Here is a 16,167-nt window from a genome sequence, read left to right on the forward strand (position 1 = left end):
CCTATAGCTGCCAAATTAATGAATAGACTTAGAAGCAGTAAAAGCAAGGATAAGAAATATCTTATTTTTTAGGAGGGTAGCCTTTTAAAGCTTTTTGCACCATAAGCTTTAATTGGGCTTCCCTATTTTTAGGAGAAGAATTTTTATCGAACTGGCTATCTACAACCGCCTGCCAAATAAGAGAATCATTTTTTACATCGATAAAATCCAGGGTTAATCTCAAATAAGTATCGGGACCTCCTATGGGAAATCCGCCAGAAACGCCTACACCTACATTACCTCCGCCACCTCCAACTCCTATTCCTATATTATTCCCGCTTGCCGTTTCATATTCTGAAGCGTAAAAATTGATATAGATATCAGGATTTTCAGAAAAAGAAATTCCTTCGGAAGCCATTTCTGTTTGTAAAATTGATACTAAACGCTGTTCATCCAGCTGACTCACCCGAGAGTCCAGATCTGGAAAAATCTTATAAGAGTTTATGTTATTAAAAGATGTGTTTTGGTCGTAGTCATAAACAGCCCTTGGGCCATTGCAGGAAGAAAAAACTACTAAGACAAGAAAATATTTTAAATATTTCATGGGATGATTTTTAATAAAGTTACATAAAAATCATTCCATGAAAATCCTGATTAACAAAAAATCAACTAGCCCGGATCAGGCTCAAAAAAGAAATATACTGAATTTCGATGAAATCCAGACCCAACACTAATGGCAGCTATCGGGGTACTAAAACCCGCTCTTGGGATTAAACAGATTCCTTATTTAGCATTTCCCAAAGTTTGTCTTTTAATTCAACTAAACCTTGTTGTGCAACAGAGGAAATTAACAAATAAGGCGCTTTTAAGTCCTTATCCAAAATCGCCTTCAATTCCGTCTTCAATTCCTCATCCAGCATATCGCATTTTGAAATTGCTACCAGGCGATCCTTATCCAACATTTCAGGATTATAACGTCTTAATTCATCCAGTAAAATTTCATATTGTTTAACAATATCGGGGGCATCTGCAGGGATTAAAAACAAAAGGGTAGAGTTTCTTTCAATATGTCTTAAAAACCGGTGCCCAATTCCTTTTCCTTCAGCTGCACCTTCAATTATACCCGGAATATCGGCGACTACAAAGGTTTTAAAGTCTCTGTATTCCACAATTCCCAGGTTGGGTTTTAATGTCGTGAACTCGTAATCGGCGATTTTTGGTTTTGCAGCGGTGATTACCGATAGCAAGGTAGATTTTCCTGCGTTGGGAAATCCCACTAATCCAACATCTGCAAGAATTTTCAATTCCAGCGTAACATCTACCTCTTCCCCATCCATTCCCGGTTGAGCATACCGCGGAGTTTGATTAGTAGAAGATTTGAAATGATTATTTCCAAGTCCACCCTTACCGCCTCTGGCAACCACAATTTCCTGACCATCCTCGGTAATCTCATGTAATATCTGCTCGGTTTCTGTATCTCTAATTACTGTTCCCAGTGGCACATCGATGTATTGATCGGCGCCATCTGCTCCTGTACTGGTCTGTTTACCGCCGTGTAACCCATGTTCTGCGCGAACGTGTCTTTTAAACTTTAGATGAAACAAGGTCCAGAGATCTTTATTTCCTTTTAATATAACGTGTCCTCCACGCCCTCCATCCCCTCCATCGGGTCCTCCTTTGGCAACATATTTTTCCCTACGCAAATGCGCAGAGCCCTGACCTCCTTTTCCGGAAGCCACATGTATTTTTACATAATCAACAAAATTCCCTTCAGTCATACCCGTACTTATTGTCGTTTCAAAAAAAACGAACACTTTATTATATTATAATTTTACAGATTACTCTGCCTGTATTGAATCTATTACTTTACTTATTCTTTGAGTTATATCATCTATAGAACCAACCCCATCTACACCAAAATATTTATCCTGTTTCAAATAATATTGCTTCAAAATAGCGGTTTCTTCATAATAAACCCTAATCCTATTTCTAATGATGGATTCATCGGCATCATCTTTCCGTCCGGAAGTTTTACCGCGTTCAAGCAATCGTTCCACCAAAATCTCATCATCCACCTCCAATGCTATCATCGCAGAAACCTCTGTATTTTTCTCAGCCAGCAAAATAGATAAAGCTTCTGCCTGAGCTGCGGTTCGCGGAAAACCATCAAAAATAAATCCTTTTGCGTCTGGATTTTTATCCACCTCTGCACCAAGCATCTTAATTGTCACATCATCGGGAACCAATTGCCCTTTATCCATATACGATTTGGCATTTTTACCAAGTTCGGTTTCATTCTTTATATTATACCTAAATACATCTCCTGTAGAAATGTGAATAAGTTCATATTTATCCTTTAAAACGCTGGCCTGAGTTCCTTTTCCTGCACCAGGAGGACCAAATAGCACCAAATTTGTCATGTTCTCTTTTTTAAGTTTATATATCTGGGAAAGGTTGCGGCCTAAACCATTATAATCCAAGCCATAACCAACAATAAAATCATTTGGGATCTCCATCCCTACATAATCTATCTTAAGCTTCTTTTTGTAAGCTTCAGGCTTAAAGAACAAGGTAACAACCCGGTACCCTGAAACTCCATGGTTTTTTAAAATCTTATCAATTGCAGTAAGAGTATGTCCAGTATCTACAATATCCTCAATAACAATCACTTCTCTTCCAATTAGGGATTGATTTAATCCTAACAAAGTTTCAACATTTCCGGTAGTTGTAGTACCTTCATAAGACCCAAGTTTCACAAAAGCAACCTCGCAGTTCCCTTCAAATCTTTTAATAACTTCTGAAGCAACCATAAAGGCACCATTAAGTATGCCTAAAAAAACAGGGGTAATTCCTTCATAATCCCTGTTTAATTGTAAACTTATTTTTTCTATCGCTGAAGTTATTCTGTCTTCAGAAATAAATAGCTCAAACTTTAAATCGTTTAACTGGATCAATATGCTAATTTTTAAAGGAGCAAAGATAAGGATTCTAAACAATCCGTGCTTATAACTAATAGATTGATTTCTTACGGATTCGCTCGTTATTCCATCTTAAAAAATTATTTTTGCATAAATTACTACATGCTTATGATCAACTATTTTTCATCCAATTTTAAATTAGGCATCTTAGGTGGTGGCCAACTTGGAAAAATGCTGCTTTACGAAACCCGTAAATATGACATTCAAACCCTCGTAATGGATCCCAGCGAAGAAGCGCCCTGTAAAATTTCAGCGAATCAATTCATAACAGGTGATCTTATGGATTATGATACCGTGCTGGAATTTGGAAGAAAAGTAAATGTTCTCACTTTTGAAATTGAATCGGTAAACGTTGAAGCTTTAAAACAGTTGGAAAAAGAAGGAATTAAAGTCTATCCTTCGTCTGATACCCTGGAAAAAATAAACGATAAATCTGTTCAGAAAAAGTTTTACAAAGCAACTAATATCCCCACGGCAGCCTTCAATATTTTTAATTCAAAAGCTGAATTCCTAGAAGCTGAAAATACCGGGAAAATTAAATTGCCTGTGGTTTGGAAAAGTGCCACCGGTGGTTATGATGGACGAGGGGTACAAATCATAAAGTCAAAAGAAGCATTAGAAGGGATAGCTGAAGGAGTTTGTATTGCCGAAGATTTAATCCCTTTTAAAAATGAACTCGCTGTAATTGTAGCCAGGAATCCTTCAGGAGAAATGAAGACATTTCCTGTGGTAGAGATGGAATTTCATCCCACCGCAAACCAAGTGGAATATGTTATTTGTCCTGCCAGGATTGATGAATCCATTGCAAAAAAAGCACGAAAACTGGCCGAATCTGTTTCCAAGGCATATCAACATGTAGGTTTACTTGCAGTAGAAATGTTCCAGACGGAAGATGATGAGATCATTGTAAATGAAGTAGCCCCAAGACCTCATAATAGTGGGCATTACAGCATTGAAGCAAGTTACACCAATCAATTTGAACAACATTTGCGGGCGATATTGGATCTGCCTTTGGGAAATACAGAAAATAAGGTGAGCGCCGTAATGGTTAATCTCGTTGGAGAAGAAGGACACACAGGTCCCGCAATTTATAAAAATATTGAAGAAATACTGAAAATGCCAGGTGTTACTCCACATATCTACGGAAAAAAAATCACCAGACCTTTTCGGAAAATGGGCCACGTGACCATAGTGAATAAGGATATGCTCATAGCCAGAAGCACTGCGCAAGCTGTGAAAGATGCTATTAAAGTTATAAGTCAATAAATAATTGAATCTAACAGGGAATACGCACTATAAGATTCTATAAAGAAAATAGAAATGAGTAAAGTAGCAGTAATAATGGGAAGCACCAGCGACTTACCGGTTATGCAGGATGCCATAGATATACTAAAAGAATTTGATATTGAGGTAGAGGTGGATATCGTTTCGGCACATCGTACACCTGAAAAATTATTTGATTACGGTAAAAATGCTCATACCCGTGGGATCAATGTCATTATTGCCGGGGCAGGTGGAGCCGCACATTTACCTGGTATGATTGCATCCTTATCTCCCCTTCCGGTAATTGGGGTCCCCGTAAAATCCACCAATTCTATAGATGGCTGGGATTCTGTCCTTTCCATTTTACAAATGCCCGGCGGTGTTCCCGTAGCTACCGTAGCATTGAATGGTGCCAAAAACGCAGGGATTCTTGCGGCTCAAATAATTGGTGCTACAGATAAATGTATGTTGGACAAGGTTTTGTTTTATAAAGAAGGCTTAAAACAGAAAGTTATAGAAGGTGCAAAAGAATTAAAAAAATAAGAAGACCACGCAAGCGTGGTCTCCCTCAGTAGTACTGTTTTGCCTAAAAATATTATTTATTAACCATTCTAAATATATTAATCTAAACGTACTTAAGTAACTACTTTTCTATAATCTTATACCGTTTGAAAGTTACAAATATATAAATTTTCAATATATCACAATCAAAAATGTTAAAATATTTACCAAATACGTTATAAAAAAATTAAAATATGCCAACTTTATTTGATAACCCATTACTCCTGGAGTTTTCTTTTGCGCCGTTTTCCAAAATAAAAAATGAACATTTTAAACCTGCAATTTTGAGATCCATTGAAATTGCAATGTCCGAAATTGACGAAATTACTTCCTCAAAAGAGATTCCAACTTTTAAAAACACCATTGAAACTCTGGAATTTTCGGGGAAGCAACTGGATTTGGTGACAAGTATCTTCTATAATCTGAATTCAGCCGAGACCAATGACGAAATTCAGAAGATCGCTCAGGAGGTTTCACCGGTTCTTTCTGAATTTAAAAATGATGTTATCCTGAATAAGGCACTTTTTGAAAGAGTTAAAACGGTTTATTTACAAAGGGAATCCCTTGAGCTTACTATAGAACAGCAAATGTTGCTGGATAAAAAATACAAAGCATTTTTAAGAAACGGAGCCAATCTTTCTGAAGCCAAAAAGAAAGAACTACGGGAAATAGATAAACACTTATCTACTTTAAGCTTAAAATTTGGAGAGAATGTTCTAGCTGAGACCAATAGGTTTGAACTTCTTATCACCAAAGAAAGCGATCTTGAAGGCTTGCCAGAATCTGTAAAAGAAGAAGCTGAAGCAACTGCAACAGAAAAAAACAAGAAAGGTTGGATCTTTACGCTGGAATATCCAAGCTATATCCCCTTTATGAAATATGCTAAAAACAGAGAACTTCGAAAAGAACTGGCACTTGCTTTTGGCGCAAAAGGTTTTCACAATGACGAACTGGATAATAAGCAAAATGTACTTCAAATAGTTAATTTAAGGTATCAAAGAGCCCGGCTTCTAGGATTCGAAACGCATGCAGATTTTGTTTTGGAGGAACGAATGGCAGAAAAACCGGAAAAAGTAAAATCTTTCCTCTCGGAATTATTGACAAAAGCAAAACCCGCCGCACAACGGGAATTTAGTGAACTTGAGAATTTCGCCATAGCACTTGATCAAATCGATCGTCTTGAAAAATGGGATTCGGCTTACTACGGAGAGAAATTGAAACAAAAACTTTTTGATCTCGACGACGAAAAACTGAAACCCTATTTCAAACTGGAAAATGTCATCAACGGCGTTTTTGAGGTTGCAAATAAATTATATGAACTTAATTTTGATGAAGTTTTAGGAATTGACACCTATCATCCCGATGTAAAAACATATCAGGTAACAGATGGAGAGAACAATCCGGTTGCGTTGTTTTATGCCGATTTTCACCCCCGTCCGGGAAAAAGAGATGGTGCCTGGATGACCGTTTATCGCCCACAGTATATACGAAATGATAAAAACTTCAGACCTCATATTTCCATTGTTTGCAATTTCACAAAGCCCACCAAAAAATCGCCTTCATTATTAACCTTTAATGAGGTTACAACCCTGTTTCACGAATTTGGACATGCCTTGCATGGAATGCTTGCAGATACTACTTACCCAAGCCTTTCCGGAACGAGCGTTTACTGGGATTTTGTAGAGTTACCAAGTCAAATGCTGGAAAACTGGTGTTATGAGCAGGAGGCGCTTCAAATCTTTGCAAAACACTACGAAAGCGGAGAAATTATTCCGGAGGATCTTATTGAAAAAATTAAAAAAGCCGCCAATTTTCATGAAGGAATAGCAACTGTGAGACAAATAAGCTTCGGTATGCTGGATATGAGCTGGCATGGAATTGATCCTTCAAATATAAAAGATATCAAAACCCATGAAGATGCCGCCTTTGAACCTACAAAATTATATCCAAATGTACCTGAGAATTGTATGAGTACTTCGTTTTCTCATATCTTTCAGGGAGGTTATTCTTCTGGTTATTATTCCTATAAATGGGCGGAAGTTCTCGATGCAGACACCTTTGAATATTTTCAGGAAAATGGAATTTTCAGCAGGGAGGTTGCACAAAGATTTAGAGATCATGTGCTTTCCCGGGGAGGAACAGAACATCCAATGACATTGTATAAACGTTTTAGAGGGAAAGAACCTCAACCCGACGCTTTATTGAAAAGAGCCGGATTAATGAAAAAATAACAGAGCAATATAGGTTAGCGGTAAAATTACTAACATTTAATCTTTAGATTTTTCCCCCGTTCGGTCCAACTTTTTGCTATTTTTGGGGATATTATGTTAAATGCCTATGGCTACAAATCAAATCGACCCAACAAAATGGGTAGATAAATATTCCGATTACCTCTTCAATTTCACTATTGTAAGGGTAAATGACAGGGAACTTGCGCATGATTTAATTTCCGAAACTTTTCTGGCGGGTTTAAAATCCATGAAAAATTTTAAAGGAGAAGCTACCGAACGCACCTGGCTTATCTCGATTTTGAAGCGCAAAATTATCGACTATTACAGAAAGATCAATTCTAAGAAAGGGCGGGCAGAAGTAAAAATAAATTACAGCGATGATTCCAATGAAGGAGACTGGCTGGAAGAACAGGCTCCGGATAGGTTTGACAAGACCGCTGAAGATATCATGGAAAATGAAGAACTGGGCCTTGCAATTCTGGATTGCATGGAACAGCTGACGAAAAAACAGGCTGAAATTTTTAGAATGAAGACCATTGAAGGTCTTGATACGGAAGCTATATGTAATGAGTTTAATATCACTCCGTCTAACCTTTGGGTTATAATCCACAGAGCGAGAACTACCCTAGCTCAATGTTTGGAAAAAAACTGGTTTTAAATGACAAAAAGAAAATCATTATTTATCGACTGTTCAGAAGCTGCATTTAACTGCGATAAGGCACAATACAACGAAGCATCGTTTTATGAAAAGATCAAAATTCATTTGCATATCTTGCTTTGTAAACCCTGCAAAAATTATACTAAGAAAAACACAAAACTCACCAAACTTATTGCAAAATCTAACCTGAAAACCTGTTCTGAAGATGAAAAAAAGGTTTGGAAAGAGGAAATTAAAAATCAATCAACTAAATAAGAATTTCTAAAACACTTAGGGTCAACCACCAAAAAATCGGGATTGCTTCCACCCAAAACGAAGAATAGAATTCTCCCTGGTTGATCCTGGATTTCTTCAGAAAAATAAAAGCTATTAATCCTACAATTACTACACTTAACACTTCAGGCAAGGAAGTCTCCTGCTTCAAAAATTCCGTCAAAATAAAAAATCCTATCAGGATGGCCCCGAATATTTTTGAGCCTTTTACTCCTAATCTTTGAGGAATGGTTCCCAATTGTATCATATCAAATTTTAAATCCCTTATTTCAAATGGCAGCATTACAACAATGACAAAACAAAACCTTTGGAAAAATTCGAGAAAAAGATCCCACTGTAAGGAGTTCCCAGAAGAAAAAGCAGGCATTATAACTGTAACTCCCGACACTACAAAAGCAATTACATATACCTTAACCCCATTTAGCCCTCTTAAATTTCTATTTTCGCTAAATACGGGAATTGCATACAAAAGGATGAAAACACCCATTATTCCGGCAAATATCAAAACCGCAACCGGCTGTAGAAATGAGAAATAGATAAATGTAAGGAAGCAAATCAAGGAGAAGATCTGAATAATCCGGAGGTTTTTTGCCAGGCTTCTATGATGAAGTTTCGCAATTCCTGCATACTTCACAAAGTTATATCCTGTGATTGTTCCGAAAAAAACAAAAAAAAGAAAATTTTGCCTCAAAGAAATATCCAGGCTTTGAAAGGTTATTGCCGTAAGGCAGACTACAGCTAAAGAAACATGAATACTGCTGTTTAAATAAAAATCAAACGCTCTTTTTAGCATCTTTTCAATCGGCTTTTTGAATAAAAAACTTCGTTATAAGGTTTCATGAAAATCTTAACAAGTTGGTTGTCTGAAATGCTAAAAATCTACGTTTAAATATGTAATTTTGCAGCACAAAACACAACTTTATTTTAATGAGAACAGATTCTTTTGCCCTAAGACATATTGGCCCTGATGAACTTGAATTACAAGACATGCTTTCCACTGTGGGTGTCCCAACTTTAGATCGGTTAATTTACGAAACTATTCCGGATGATATCCGCTTAAAAAATCCGCTGGATCTGCCTGCAGCATTAAGCGAAAATGAATATGCCCAACATATTGGGGAATTAGCTTCTTTAAATAAAGTTTTTAAAACCTATATAGGTTTAGGATATCATCAGGCTATTTTGCCCGCTGTTATTCAACGTAATGTTTTGGAAAATCCAGGATGGTACACTGCCTACACTCCGTACCAGGCAGAAATTGCACAGGGAAGACTGGAAGCATTGCTTAATTTTCAAACTATGGTAAGTGATCTTACCGGCATGGAACTGGCAAATGCATCTCTACTGGATGAATCTACCGCTGCAGCCGAGGCTATGGCGTTGCTTTTTGCTGTTAGGGAGCGTGAACAGAAGAAAAATGAGGTTATAAAGTTCTTTGTTTCTGAAGAAGTACTGCCTCAAACCATCTCTTTATTAAAAACAAGAGCCATACCGCTAGGAATAGAATTGGTTATTGGAGATCATTCAGAATTTGATTTTTCCACGGAATATTTTGGAGCAATTCTTCAATATCCTGGAAAATCTGGTGTTGTTCACAATTACACCCAGTTTGTTGCAAAATGTAAAGAAACCGAGATTAAAACTGTAGTTGCGGCAGATATTCTAAGTCTGGTAAAATTACAGGCTCCGGGAGAACTTGGAGTTGATGTTGTTGTTGGAACCACCCAACGTTTTGGAATTCCATTAGGATACGGTGGACCGCACGCGGCTTATTTTGCAACTAAAGAAGAATATAAACGAAGTATCCCCGGAAGGATTATTGGGGTTACAAAAGACATGAATGGCAACCGTGCCCTAAGAATGGCACTTCAAACAAGGGAGCAGCATATAAAACGCGACAAGGCGACATCCAATATTTGTACTGCCCAGGTTTTATTAGCTGTTATGGCCGGTATGTATGCGGTTTATCATGGTCCTAAAGGTTTAAAATATATTGCAGATACTGTGCATTCATCGGCAGTAACTTTAGAGCAAAAGCTGAAGGAATTAGGTTATGAGCAGGTAAATCCCTCTTATTTCGATACCATTCAAATAAAAGCTAATGCTTCAGCTATAAAACCTATTGCTGAAAAAAATAAGATCAACTTCTATTATCCGGATTCTGAAACAGTTGTTATTGCACTTAATGAAACAACCAATATTCCAGATTTGAATAAAATTGTTGCTGTTTTTTCTGAAGCTGCAGATAAATCTAAATCAACTATAGAAAAACTGGAAGAGGGCACAACAATTCCGAAGGAGATTGAAAGAAAGAAGGAATATCTTACCAATGAGGTCTTTAATTCCTATCATTCTGAAACTGAATTGATGCGTTACATCAAAAAACTGGAACGTAAGGATCTTTCCCTTAACCACTCAATGATCGCTTTGGGATCTTGTACGATGAAGCTAAATGCAGCTTCAGAGATGCTTCCTTTAAGCAATCCAAAATGGGGGAACATTCACCCTTTTGCACCTGTAGAACAGGCCGAAGGTTACCAGATCGTATTAAAAAAACTGGAAGACCAACTTACTGAGATCACAGGTTTTGCAGGTACTTCCTTACAGCCAAATTCCGGAGCTCAGGGAGAATACGCGGGCTTAATGGTTATTCGCGCATATCACGAATCCAGAGGAGATTCTCACAGGAATATTTGCCTTATCCCGTCATCAGCTCACGGTACCAATCCTGCATCTGCAGTAATGGCCGGTATGAAGGTTGTGGTGACAAAAGCAACCAAAGAAGGAAATATAGATCTTGACGATCTAAGGGAAAAAGCAATAAAACACAAGGATAATTTAGCCGCATTGATGGTTACTTACCCCTCCACCCACGGAGTTTTTGAATCTTCCATCCGGAAGGTTACAGCGCTAATTCATGAGAATGGCGGACAGGTTTATATGGATGGCGCAAATATGAATGCACAGGTAGGACTCACAAATCCCGGTGCCATTGGTGCCGATGTTTGCCACCTGAACCTTCATAAAACTTTTGCGATTCCACATGGTGGTGGTGGCCCAGGAGTAGGTCCAATATGTGTTGCAAAGCAACTACTACCATTTTTGCCGGGAAATCCGGTGATCAAAACCGGTGGAGAACATGCAATTACCGCAATTTCTTCAGCACCCTGGGGATCCGCTTTAGTATGTCTTATTTCTTACGGATATATCACCATGTTAGGGAGTAAAGGTTTGCAGAAAGCAACAGAATATGCGATCCTAAATGCCAATTATATAAAAGCCCGCTTAAAAGAACATTATCAAACCTTATATTCCGGAGAACGTGGAAGAGCAGCTCATGAGATGATCTTGGATTGCCGTCCGTTTAAAAACAACGGAATTGAAGTAGTCGATATCGCCAAAAGACTTATAGATTATGGATTTCACGCTCCAACAGTATCTTTCCCGGTTGCCGGAACTTTAATGATCGAACCTACAGAAAGTGAAAGCAAGGCAGAACTGGACCGTTTTTGTGATGCTTTAATTTCTATAAGACAGGAAATAAGTGAATCTTCCACAGAGGATGAAAACAATATTTTAAAAAATGCACCCCATACAATGCCTATGCTTACTGCCGAAACCTGGGAATTCCCATACAGCAGAAAACAGGCAGCTTTTCCTTTGGAGTATGTAGCCGATAATAAATTCTGGCCAACTGTAAGAAGAGTGGATGATGCTTATGGAGACAGAAATTTAATATGCACCTGTGATCCTATCGAAGAGTATATGGAAGCTTAAAGAAAATTGTAATTAATGTTTGAAAGATTCTTATAAGAACTGCATAATAATTTAATTGTTAATGATATTTTCAGCGTAAAACATCAATACTACAAATAAGAATATTTTTTCCACTTTGCTGGTCTAAACTAAAATTGCTTTTAGTAATTTAGTTAAAGAATTCACAAATTTAAGTCGTCTCAATGAGTATTAAAATAACAGGTATAGGCAGTTTTATTCCTAACTTAAAAAGAAAGAATTCAGACTTTTTAAAGCAAGAATTCAGGAATACCGACGGATCTGCATTCCCTCATGCAAATGAGGTTACTATTGAAAAATTCAAAGCAATCACTGGAATTGAAGAACGCAGGTATTTGGAAGAGAATTTAAGCACTTCAGATATGGCGACGGTTGCTGCACAAAGAGCGATTGAAGATGCGGGAATCGACCCTGAAACTCTCGATTATTTAATTGTTGCTCATAACTACGGAGACGTAAGATCCGGAAGTGTTCAAAGCGATACCGTACCCAGCATTGCTACCCGGGTTAAACATAATCTAAAGATAAAAAATCCAAAATGTGTTGGATATGATGTGTTGTTTGGCTGTCCGGGCTGGATCGAAGGGGTTATACAGGCGCAAGCTTTTATAAAATGCGGAATGGCAAAGAAATGTCTGGTAATTGGCGCAGAAGCGCTTTCCAGGGTTGTAGATAGGTATGACCGGGATTCTATGATCTTTTCAGATGGCGCAGGAGCAACAGTGCTGGAAATTTCGGATGAAGCAGGTGGAATTTTAGCCCACGAATCGGCTACATACGCATATCAGGAAGCCAATCATATCTTTTTCGGGAAATCGAATCTTCCGGGGGAGGTTGAAGATACCCGCTATATTAAAATGAATGGTCGCAAGATCTACGAATTTGCCCTTACCCAGGTTCCCGGCGCGATGAAAACTTGTCTGGAAAACAGCGGTAAAACAATTGGTGATGTCAGGAAAATATTTATCCATCAGGCCAATGAAAAAATGGATGACGCCATAATAAAACGTTTTTACAAATTACATAAACTTCCTGTCCCGGAAAACGTAATGCCAATGAGCATCCAGGAATTGGGAAATAGCAGCGTAGCCACTGTACCTACATTATTGGATCTTGTGATACGCGGAAAAATAAAAGATCAGGAATTAAAAAAAGGGGATGTTATTATTCTGGCCAGCGTTGGTGCCGGAATGAATGTTAACACCATCGTATATCAATACTAACATGTACGAAAAGACCTTTCCTACCAAAAGATTTAAAAAAACCCTGGAATTTTTAGAAGAAAACGTTCCTCCCCCAGCAAAAATTCTGGATCTGGGAGTGGGAAATCCTTTTTCTGAAATAATGAAACAAAACAAGTATCAGGTTACCAATACCAAGGGTGAAGACCTCGACCTTGATACAAATGCTGTAAAATCGAATGAATACGATCTTGTAACTGCTTTTGAAATTTTTGAGCACCTGGTGGCTCCCTTCATTATTTTAAAAGATATTCAGGCTAAAAAACTGGTTGCTACCGTTCCTTTAAAAGTATGGTTTTCTAATGCCTACCAAAATAAAACCGATTTAAGAGACCGGCATTTTCACGAATTTGAAGACTGGCAATTCGACTGGCTTTTGGAAAAAGCAGGATGGGTGATTAAAAAACGTGAAAAATGGACCAACCCCGTAAACAAAATCGGTTTCCGGCCCTTGCTTCGAAAATTTACCCCGCGTTATTACGCGGTTTATGCCGAAAGGCCTTAGAAATTTAAGTAGGTCCTTCCGTTCGAATTTCCCGATATTCTCCAATTTTCGCTAATCAGATTATTGTATTTTAGCAAAAAACAATCGCTTTCTTGAAACTATATATCGTAATTCCTGCATATAACGAGGCTGAGTTTATAGGAAAAACACTTCAGTCTTTGGTAGCACAAACCAGGCTTCCGGAAAAGATTGTAGTTGTAAACGATCAATCTACAGACTTAACTAAGGAAATCATCCTGAATTTTGCTGAAAAATACGACTTCATATCCCTTGTAAACACCACTTCGGAAGGGGAACATTCTCCCGGAGGTAAAGTAATTCGCACATTCAATCAAGGTTATAAAACCCTGGATGAAGATTATGACATCATCTGTAAATTTGATGCAGATTTGGTTTTTCCTGAAAATTATCTTGAAAGCATAATCAACCTATTTGAAGAAGATACTTCAACCGGGATGGCAGGGGGTTTTTGCACCATTCTTAAAAACGGGAATTGGGTGTTAGAAAATCTTACCGATAAGGACCATATTCGGGGCGCATTAAAAGCGTACAGGAAAGAATGCTTTTTGGATATTGGCCAACTTCGGCCTGCGATGGGCTGGGACACTGCAGATGAGCTTCTCGCTCAATTTCACGGCTGGAAGATAAAAACCGACACGGAATTAAGGGTGAATCATTTAAAGCCCACCGGCGCCAGCTATAACCTCACTTCTAAATATAAACAGGGAGAAGCCTTTTACCGACTTCGGTATGGATTTTCAATCACCCTGATCGCTTCCGTTAAGCTGGCATATTTAAAAAGGAATTTTGGTTTATTCAACAATTACCTAAGCGGCTATTTTAAGGCAAAAAAAGAAAAGCAGCCCTTTCTTGTTTCCGAAGAAGAAGGCCGCTTTATAAGGAATTTACGCTGGCAAAAAATGCGGCGCAAAATATTTTGAGAATTTATAAAAGGAATAGAATTGTTACTTATTCTTATCTAACATAATATAAAGAGGTGTTCCCGTTGCCGCATTGGGATTTGAAATGCCAAGAATTGCCGAAATCGTGGGGGCAATATCTATAATTTCAGAATGCTTGAACGTACTTCCCTGAGGCACACCGTTTCCGAAGAAAATAAGAGGGGCATGGGTGTCATAATTAAATCCGCTCCCGTGAGTAGACCCCGTTACAGAATAGGAAATCACCGAAGGTTTCAATACCATAATAACATCTCCACTTCGTTTTTGATTAAACCCATTTTGAACCAATTGTGCTGTTCCTTCAGAAAAAGTTGCACTTTGCATTTGAGTTCTGGTATAGACATTATTCACCTGTGGATATTGTAAAATAAAATGTGCAAGTGCGTTTTCAAGATCAGATGCTCTAATATCTGCTTCCTGAAGTGCTGTATAATCAAAGAAAATCTGGGAATTATACACTTTTTCAATGAGATCTGCATTATCAAATTCTTCCTCAACAAAATTTTCCAACTTGGTTTCAAACTCTTCATTGTCAAAATAACCAGATGGGACATTCACCGTTTTTAAATACGAGGGAACGTCCACCCCACCATGATCCGAAGTTAAAAACAAGGTGTAATTCCCTTCTCCAACCTGTTCATCCAGGGCGGCCAATAACCTGGCAAGATCAAGATCAAGACGCAAATATGTATCCTGAACCTCCTTGGAATTTACACCAAAATTATGTCCTATATAATCTGTACTGGAATAACTTACGGTAAGAAAATCTGTATGATCATCTTTTCCAAGATCTTCAGCTTTCATAGCTGCAATGGCAAAATCTGTAGTAAGGGTATTTCCAAAGGGCGAAATTTTCACACGCTCAAATTTGTTCTTTTCTGTTGAAAGTGCTGCCAGATCATAAGGAAAAGTGGTTTGTCCGTCGAAGCCTTCTTCAAAATCGTTGAGATCGGGTCCACTTTCTGTATAGGCTTCAATATCACCCAGAGTATTCCACGTTTTTATGTACGAAGCTGCTTTTCCTGAATTATTAAATTCATTTACCCAATTCGGTAATTTTTCCATGTAAAAGGTACTGGTAATCCATTTTCCTTCATCACTCCCGTGAAACCAATATGCTGCATTGGCAGTATGTCCGGCAGGTAAAATAGCTCCACGATCCTTTATACCTACTCCTATGGTTTTACCCTTCATTTGGGTGAACAATCTATTTTCATCTGCCACCGTAGTCGCGATCATTCGATGTGGCGACATTTTACCTGCATCGGTAGAAGTTCCTACGGACTCAACAGAATCGTCGCCGGCATTATATACTTCCTTTTTTTCAAACTTATTATACCATCCATTTCCTATTATTCCATGGTTTTGAGGGGTTGTACCCGTAAAAACAGAAGCGTGTCCCGGGGCAGTGTAGGTAGGAATATAATTAAAATGGTTATTTTTAAAAGAATAGCCTTCATTTATTAGCCTTTTAAATCCTTCCTGGCCATATTTATTCCAAAAGCGCGTGATATAATCATAGCGCATTTGATCTACTACAATACCAACTACAAGTTTAGGTTTTTCATTATCGATAGGTGATTTTTTTGGGGTTTGAGCAAACAATGACGTAAAGCATAAGAAAAAAGCAAAAAGTAACACGTAATTTTTCATAGGTATAATTAAAATATCGGTCCTCAAATTTACTAAATACTGGGGGTTTAAGTTTAATTCTACGTTAA

General features: G+C 37.9%; 14 protein-coding genes. 9 read left to right on the forward strand and 5 right to left on the reverse strand.

The window, feature by feature from the left end:
- Window positions 1–61: 61 nt before the first annotated feature.
- The 3 genes from GILLI_RS07890 to GILLI_RS18065 form a co-directional block, all read right to left on the reverse strand.
- Entirely contained in the window at window positions 62–583 is a 522-nt protein-coding gene (locus GILLI_RS07890) for a DUF4136 domain-containing protein (protein WP_006988572.1), read from the reverse strand.
- A gap of 166 nt (window positions 584–749) precedes the next feature.
- Window positions 750–1,757 (reverse strand): GTPase ObgE, encoded by a 1,008-nt coding sequence (gene obgE, locus GILLI_RS07895; RefSeq protein ID WP_006988573.1) that lies wholly within the window; start codon window positions 1,755–1,757, stop codon window positions 750–752.
- A 60-nt stretch (window positions 1,758–1,817) separates the two neighbouring features.
- Entirely contained in the window at window positions 1,818–2,933 is a 1,116-nt protein-coding gene (locus GILLI_RS18065; RefSeq protein WP_006988574.1) for an adenylate kinase, read from the reverse strand.
- Window positions 2,934–3,065: 132 nt separating this feature from the next.
- Between GILLI_RS18065 and GILLI_RS07905 the strand changes: the two genes are divergently transcribed.
- The 5 genes from GILLI_RS07905 to GILLI_RS07925 all read left to right on the forward strand — a co-directional run bounded on the left by GILLI_RS07905 (window position 3,066) and on the right by GILLI_RS07925 (window position 7,925).
- On the forward strand, window positions 3,066–4,223 hold the full coding sequence (locus GILLI_RS07905; RefSeq protein ID WP_040506907.1) for a 5-(carboxyamino)imidazole ribonucleotide synthase: 1,158 nt from the start codon (window positions 3,066–3,068) through the stop codon (window positions 4,221–4,223).
- Window positions 4,224–4,277: 54 nt separating this feature from the next.
- Window positions 4,278–4,763, forward strand: a complete 486-nt coding sequence (gene purE / locus GILLI_RS07910) for a 5-(carboxyamino)imidazole ribonucleotide mutase (protein WP_006988576.1) — start codon at window positions 4,278–4,280, stop codon at window positions 4,761–4,763.
- Window positions 4,764–4,975: 212 nt separating this feature from the next.
- Window positions 4,976–7,012 (forward strand): M3 family metallopeptidase, encoded by a 2,037-nt coding sequence (locus tag GILLI_RS07915; RefSeq protein ID WP_006988577.1) that lies wholly within the window; start codon window positions 4,976–4,978, stop codon window positions 7,010–7,012.
- A gap of 106 nt (window positions 7,013–7,118) precedes the next feature.
- The gene (locus GILLI_RS07920) at window positions 7,119–7,670 is read left to right on the forward strand and encodes a sigma-70 family RNA polymerase sigma factor (RefSeq protein ID WP_006988578.1); all 552 of its coding nucleotides are present in this window, start codon (window positions 7,119–7,121) and stop codon (window positions 7,668–7,670) included.
- Entirely contained in the window at window positions 7,671–7,925 is a 255-nt protein-coding gene (locus GILLI_RS07925; protein WP_006988579.1) for a hypothetical protein, read from the forward strand.
- Here the strand turns inward: GILLI_RS07925 and GILLI_RS07930 are convergent.
- On the reverse strand, window positions 7,918–8,736 hold the full coding sequence (locus GILLI_RS07930; protein ID WP_006988580.1) for a UbiA prenyltransferase family protein: 819 nt from the start codon (window positions 8,734–8,736) through the stop codon (window positions 7,918–7,920). The two genes, GILLI_RS07925 and GILLI_RS07930, sit on opposite strands and share 8 nt — an antisense overlap.
- 134 nt (window positions 8,737–8,870) lie before the next feature.
- On the opposite strand from GILLI_RS07930, the gene gcvP reads away from it, so the two are divergent.
- From gcvP to GILLI_RS07950, 4 genes are all read left to right on the forward strand, one after another.
- A complete protein-coding gene (gcvP, locus tag GILLI_RS07935) occupies window positions 8,871–11,720 on the forward strand; it encodes an aminomethyl-transferring glycine dehydrogenase (RefSeq protein WP_006988581.1) in 2,850 nt (949 codons plus the stop codon).
- Window positions 11,721–11,902: 182 nt separating this feature from the next.
- The gene (locus GILLI_RS07940) at window positions 11,903–12,961 is read left to right on the forward strand and encodes a 3-oxoacyl-ACP synthase III family protein (RefSeq protein ID WP_006988582.1); all 1,059 of its coding nucleotides are present in this window, start codon (window positions 11,903–11,905) and stop codon (window positions 12,959–12,961) included.
- A 1-nt stretch (window position 12,962) separates the two neighbouring features.
- Entirely contained in the window at window positions 12,963–13,484 is a 522-nt protein-coding gene (locus tag GILLI_RS07945) for a methyltransferase domain-containing protein (protein WP_006988583.1), read from the forward strand.
- Window positions 13,485–13,576: 92 nt separating this feature from the next.
- Complete coding sequence (locus tag GILLI_RS07950; RefSeq protein WP_006988584.1) at window positions 13,577–14,425, forward strand: glycosyltransferase family 2 protein; 849 nt, start codon at window positions 13,577–13,579, stop codon at window positions 14,423–14,425.
- Between the two features lie 24 nt (window positions 14,426–14,449).
- On the opposite strand, the gene pafA is transcribed toward GILLI_RS07950, so the two are convergent.
- Window positions 14,450–16,099 carry an alkaline phosphatase PafA gene (pafA, locus tag GILLI_RS07955; protein WP_006988585.1) on the reverse strand — a complete coding sequence of 550 codons (1,650 nt, stop codon included), beginning with the start codon at window positions 16,097–16,099 and terminating at the stop codon, window positions 14,450–14,452.
- Window positions 16,100–16,167: the final 68 nt, after the last annotated feature.

It is taken from the genome of Gillisia limnaea DSM 15749, assembly GCF_000243235.1.
Classification (GTDB): domain Bacteria; phylum Bacteroidota; class Bacteroidia; order Flavobacteriales; family Flavobacteriaceae; genus Gillisia; species Gillisia limnaea.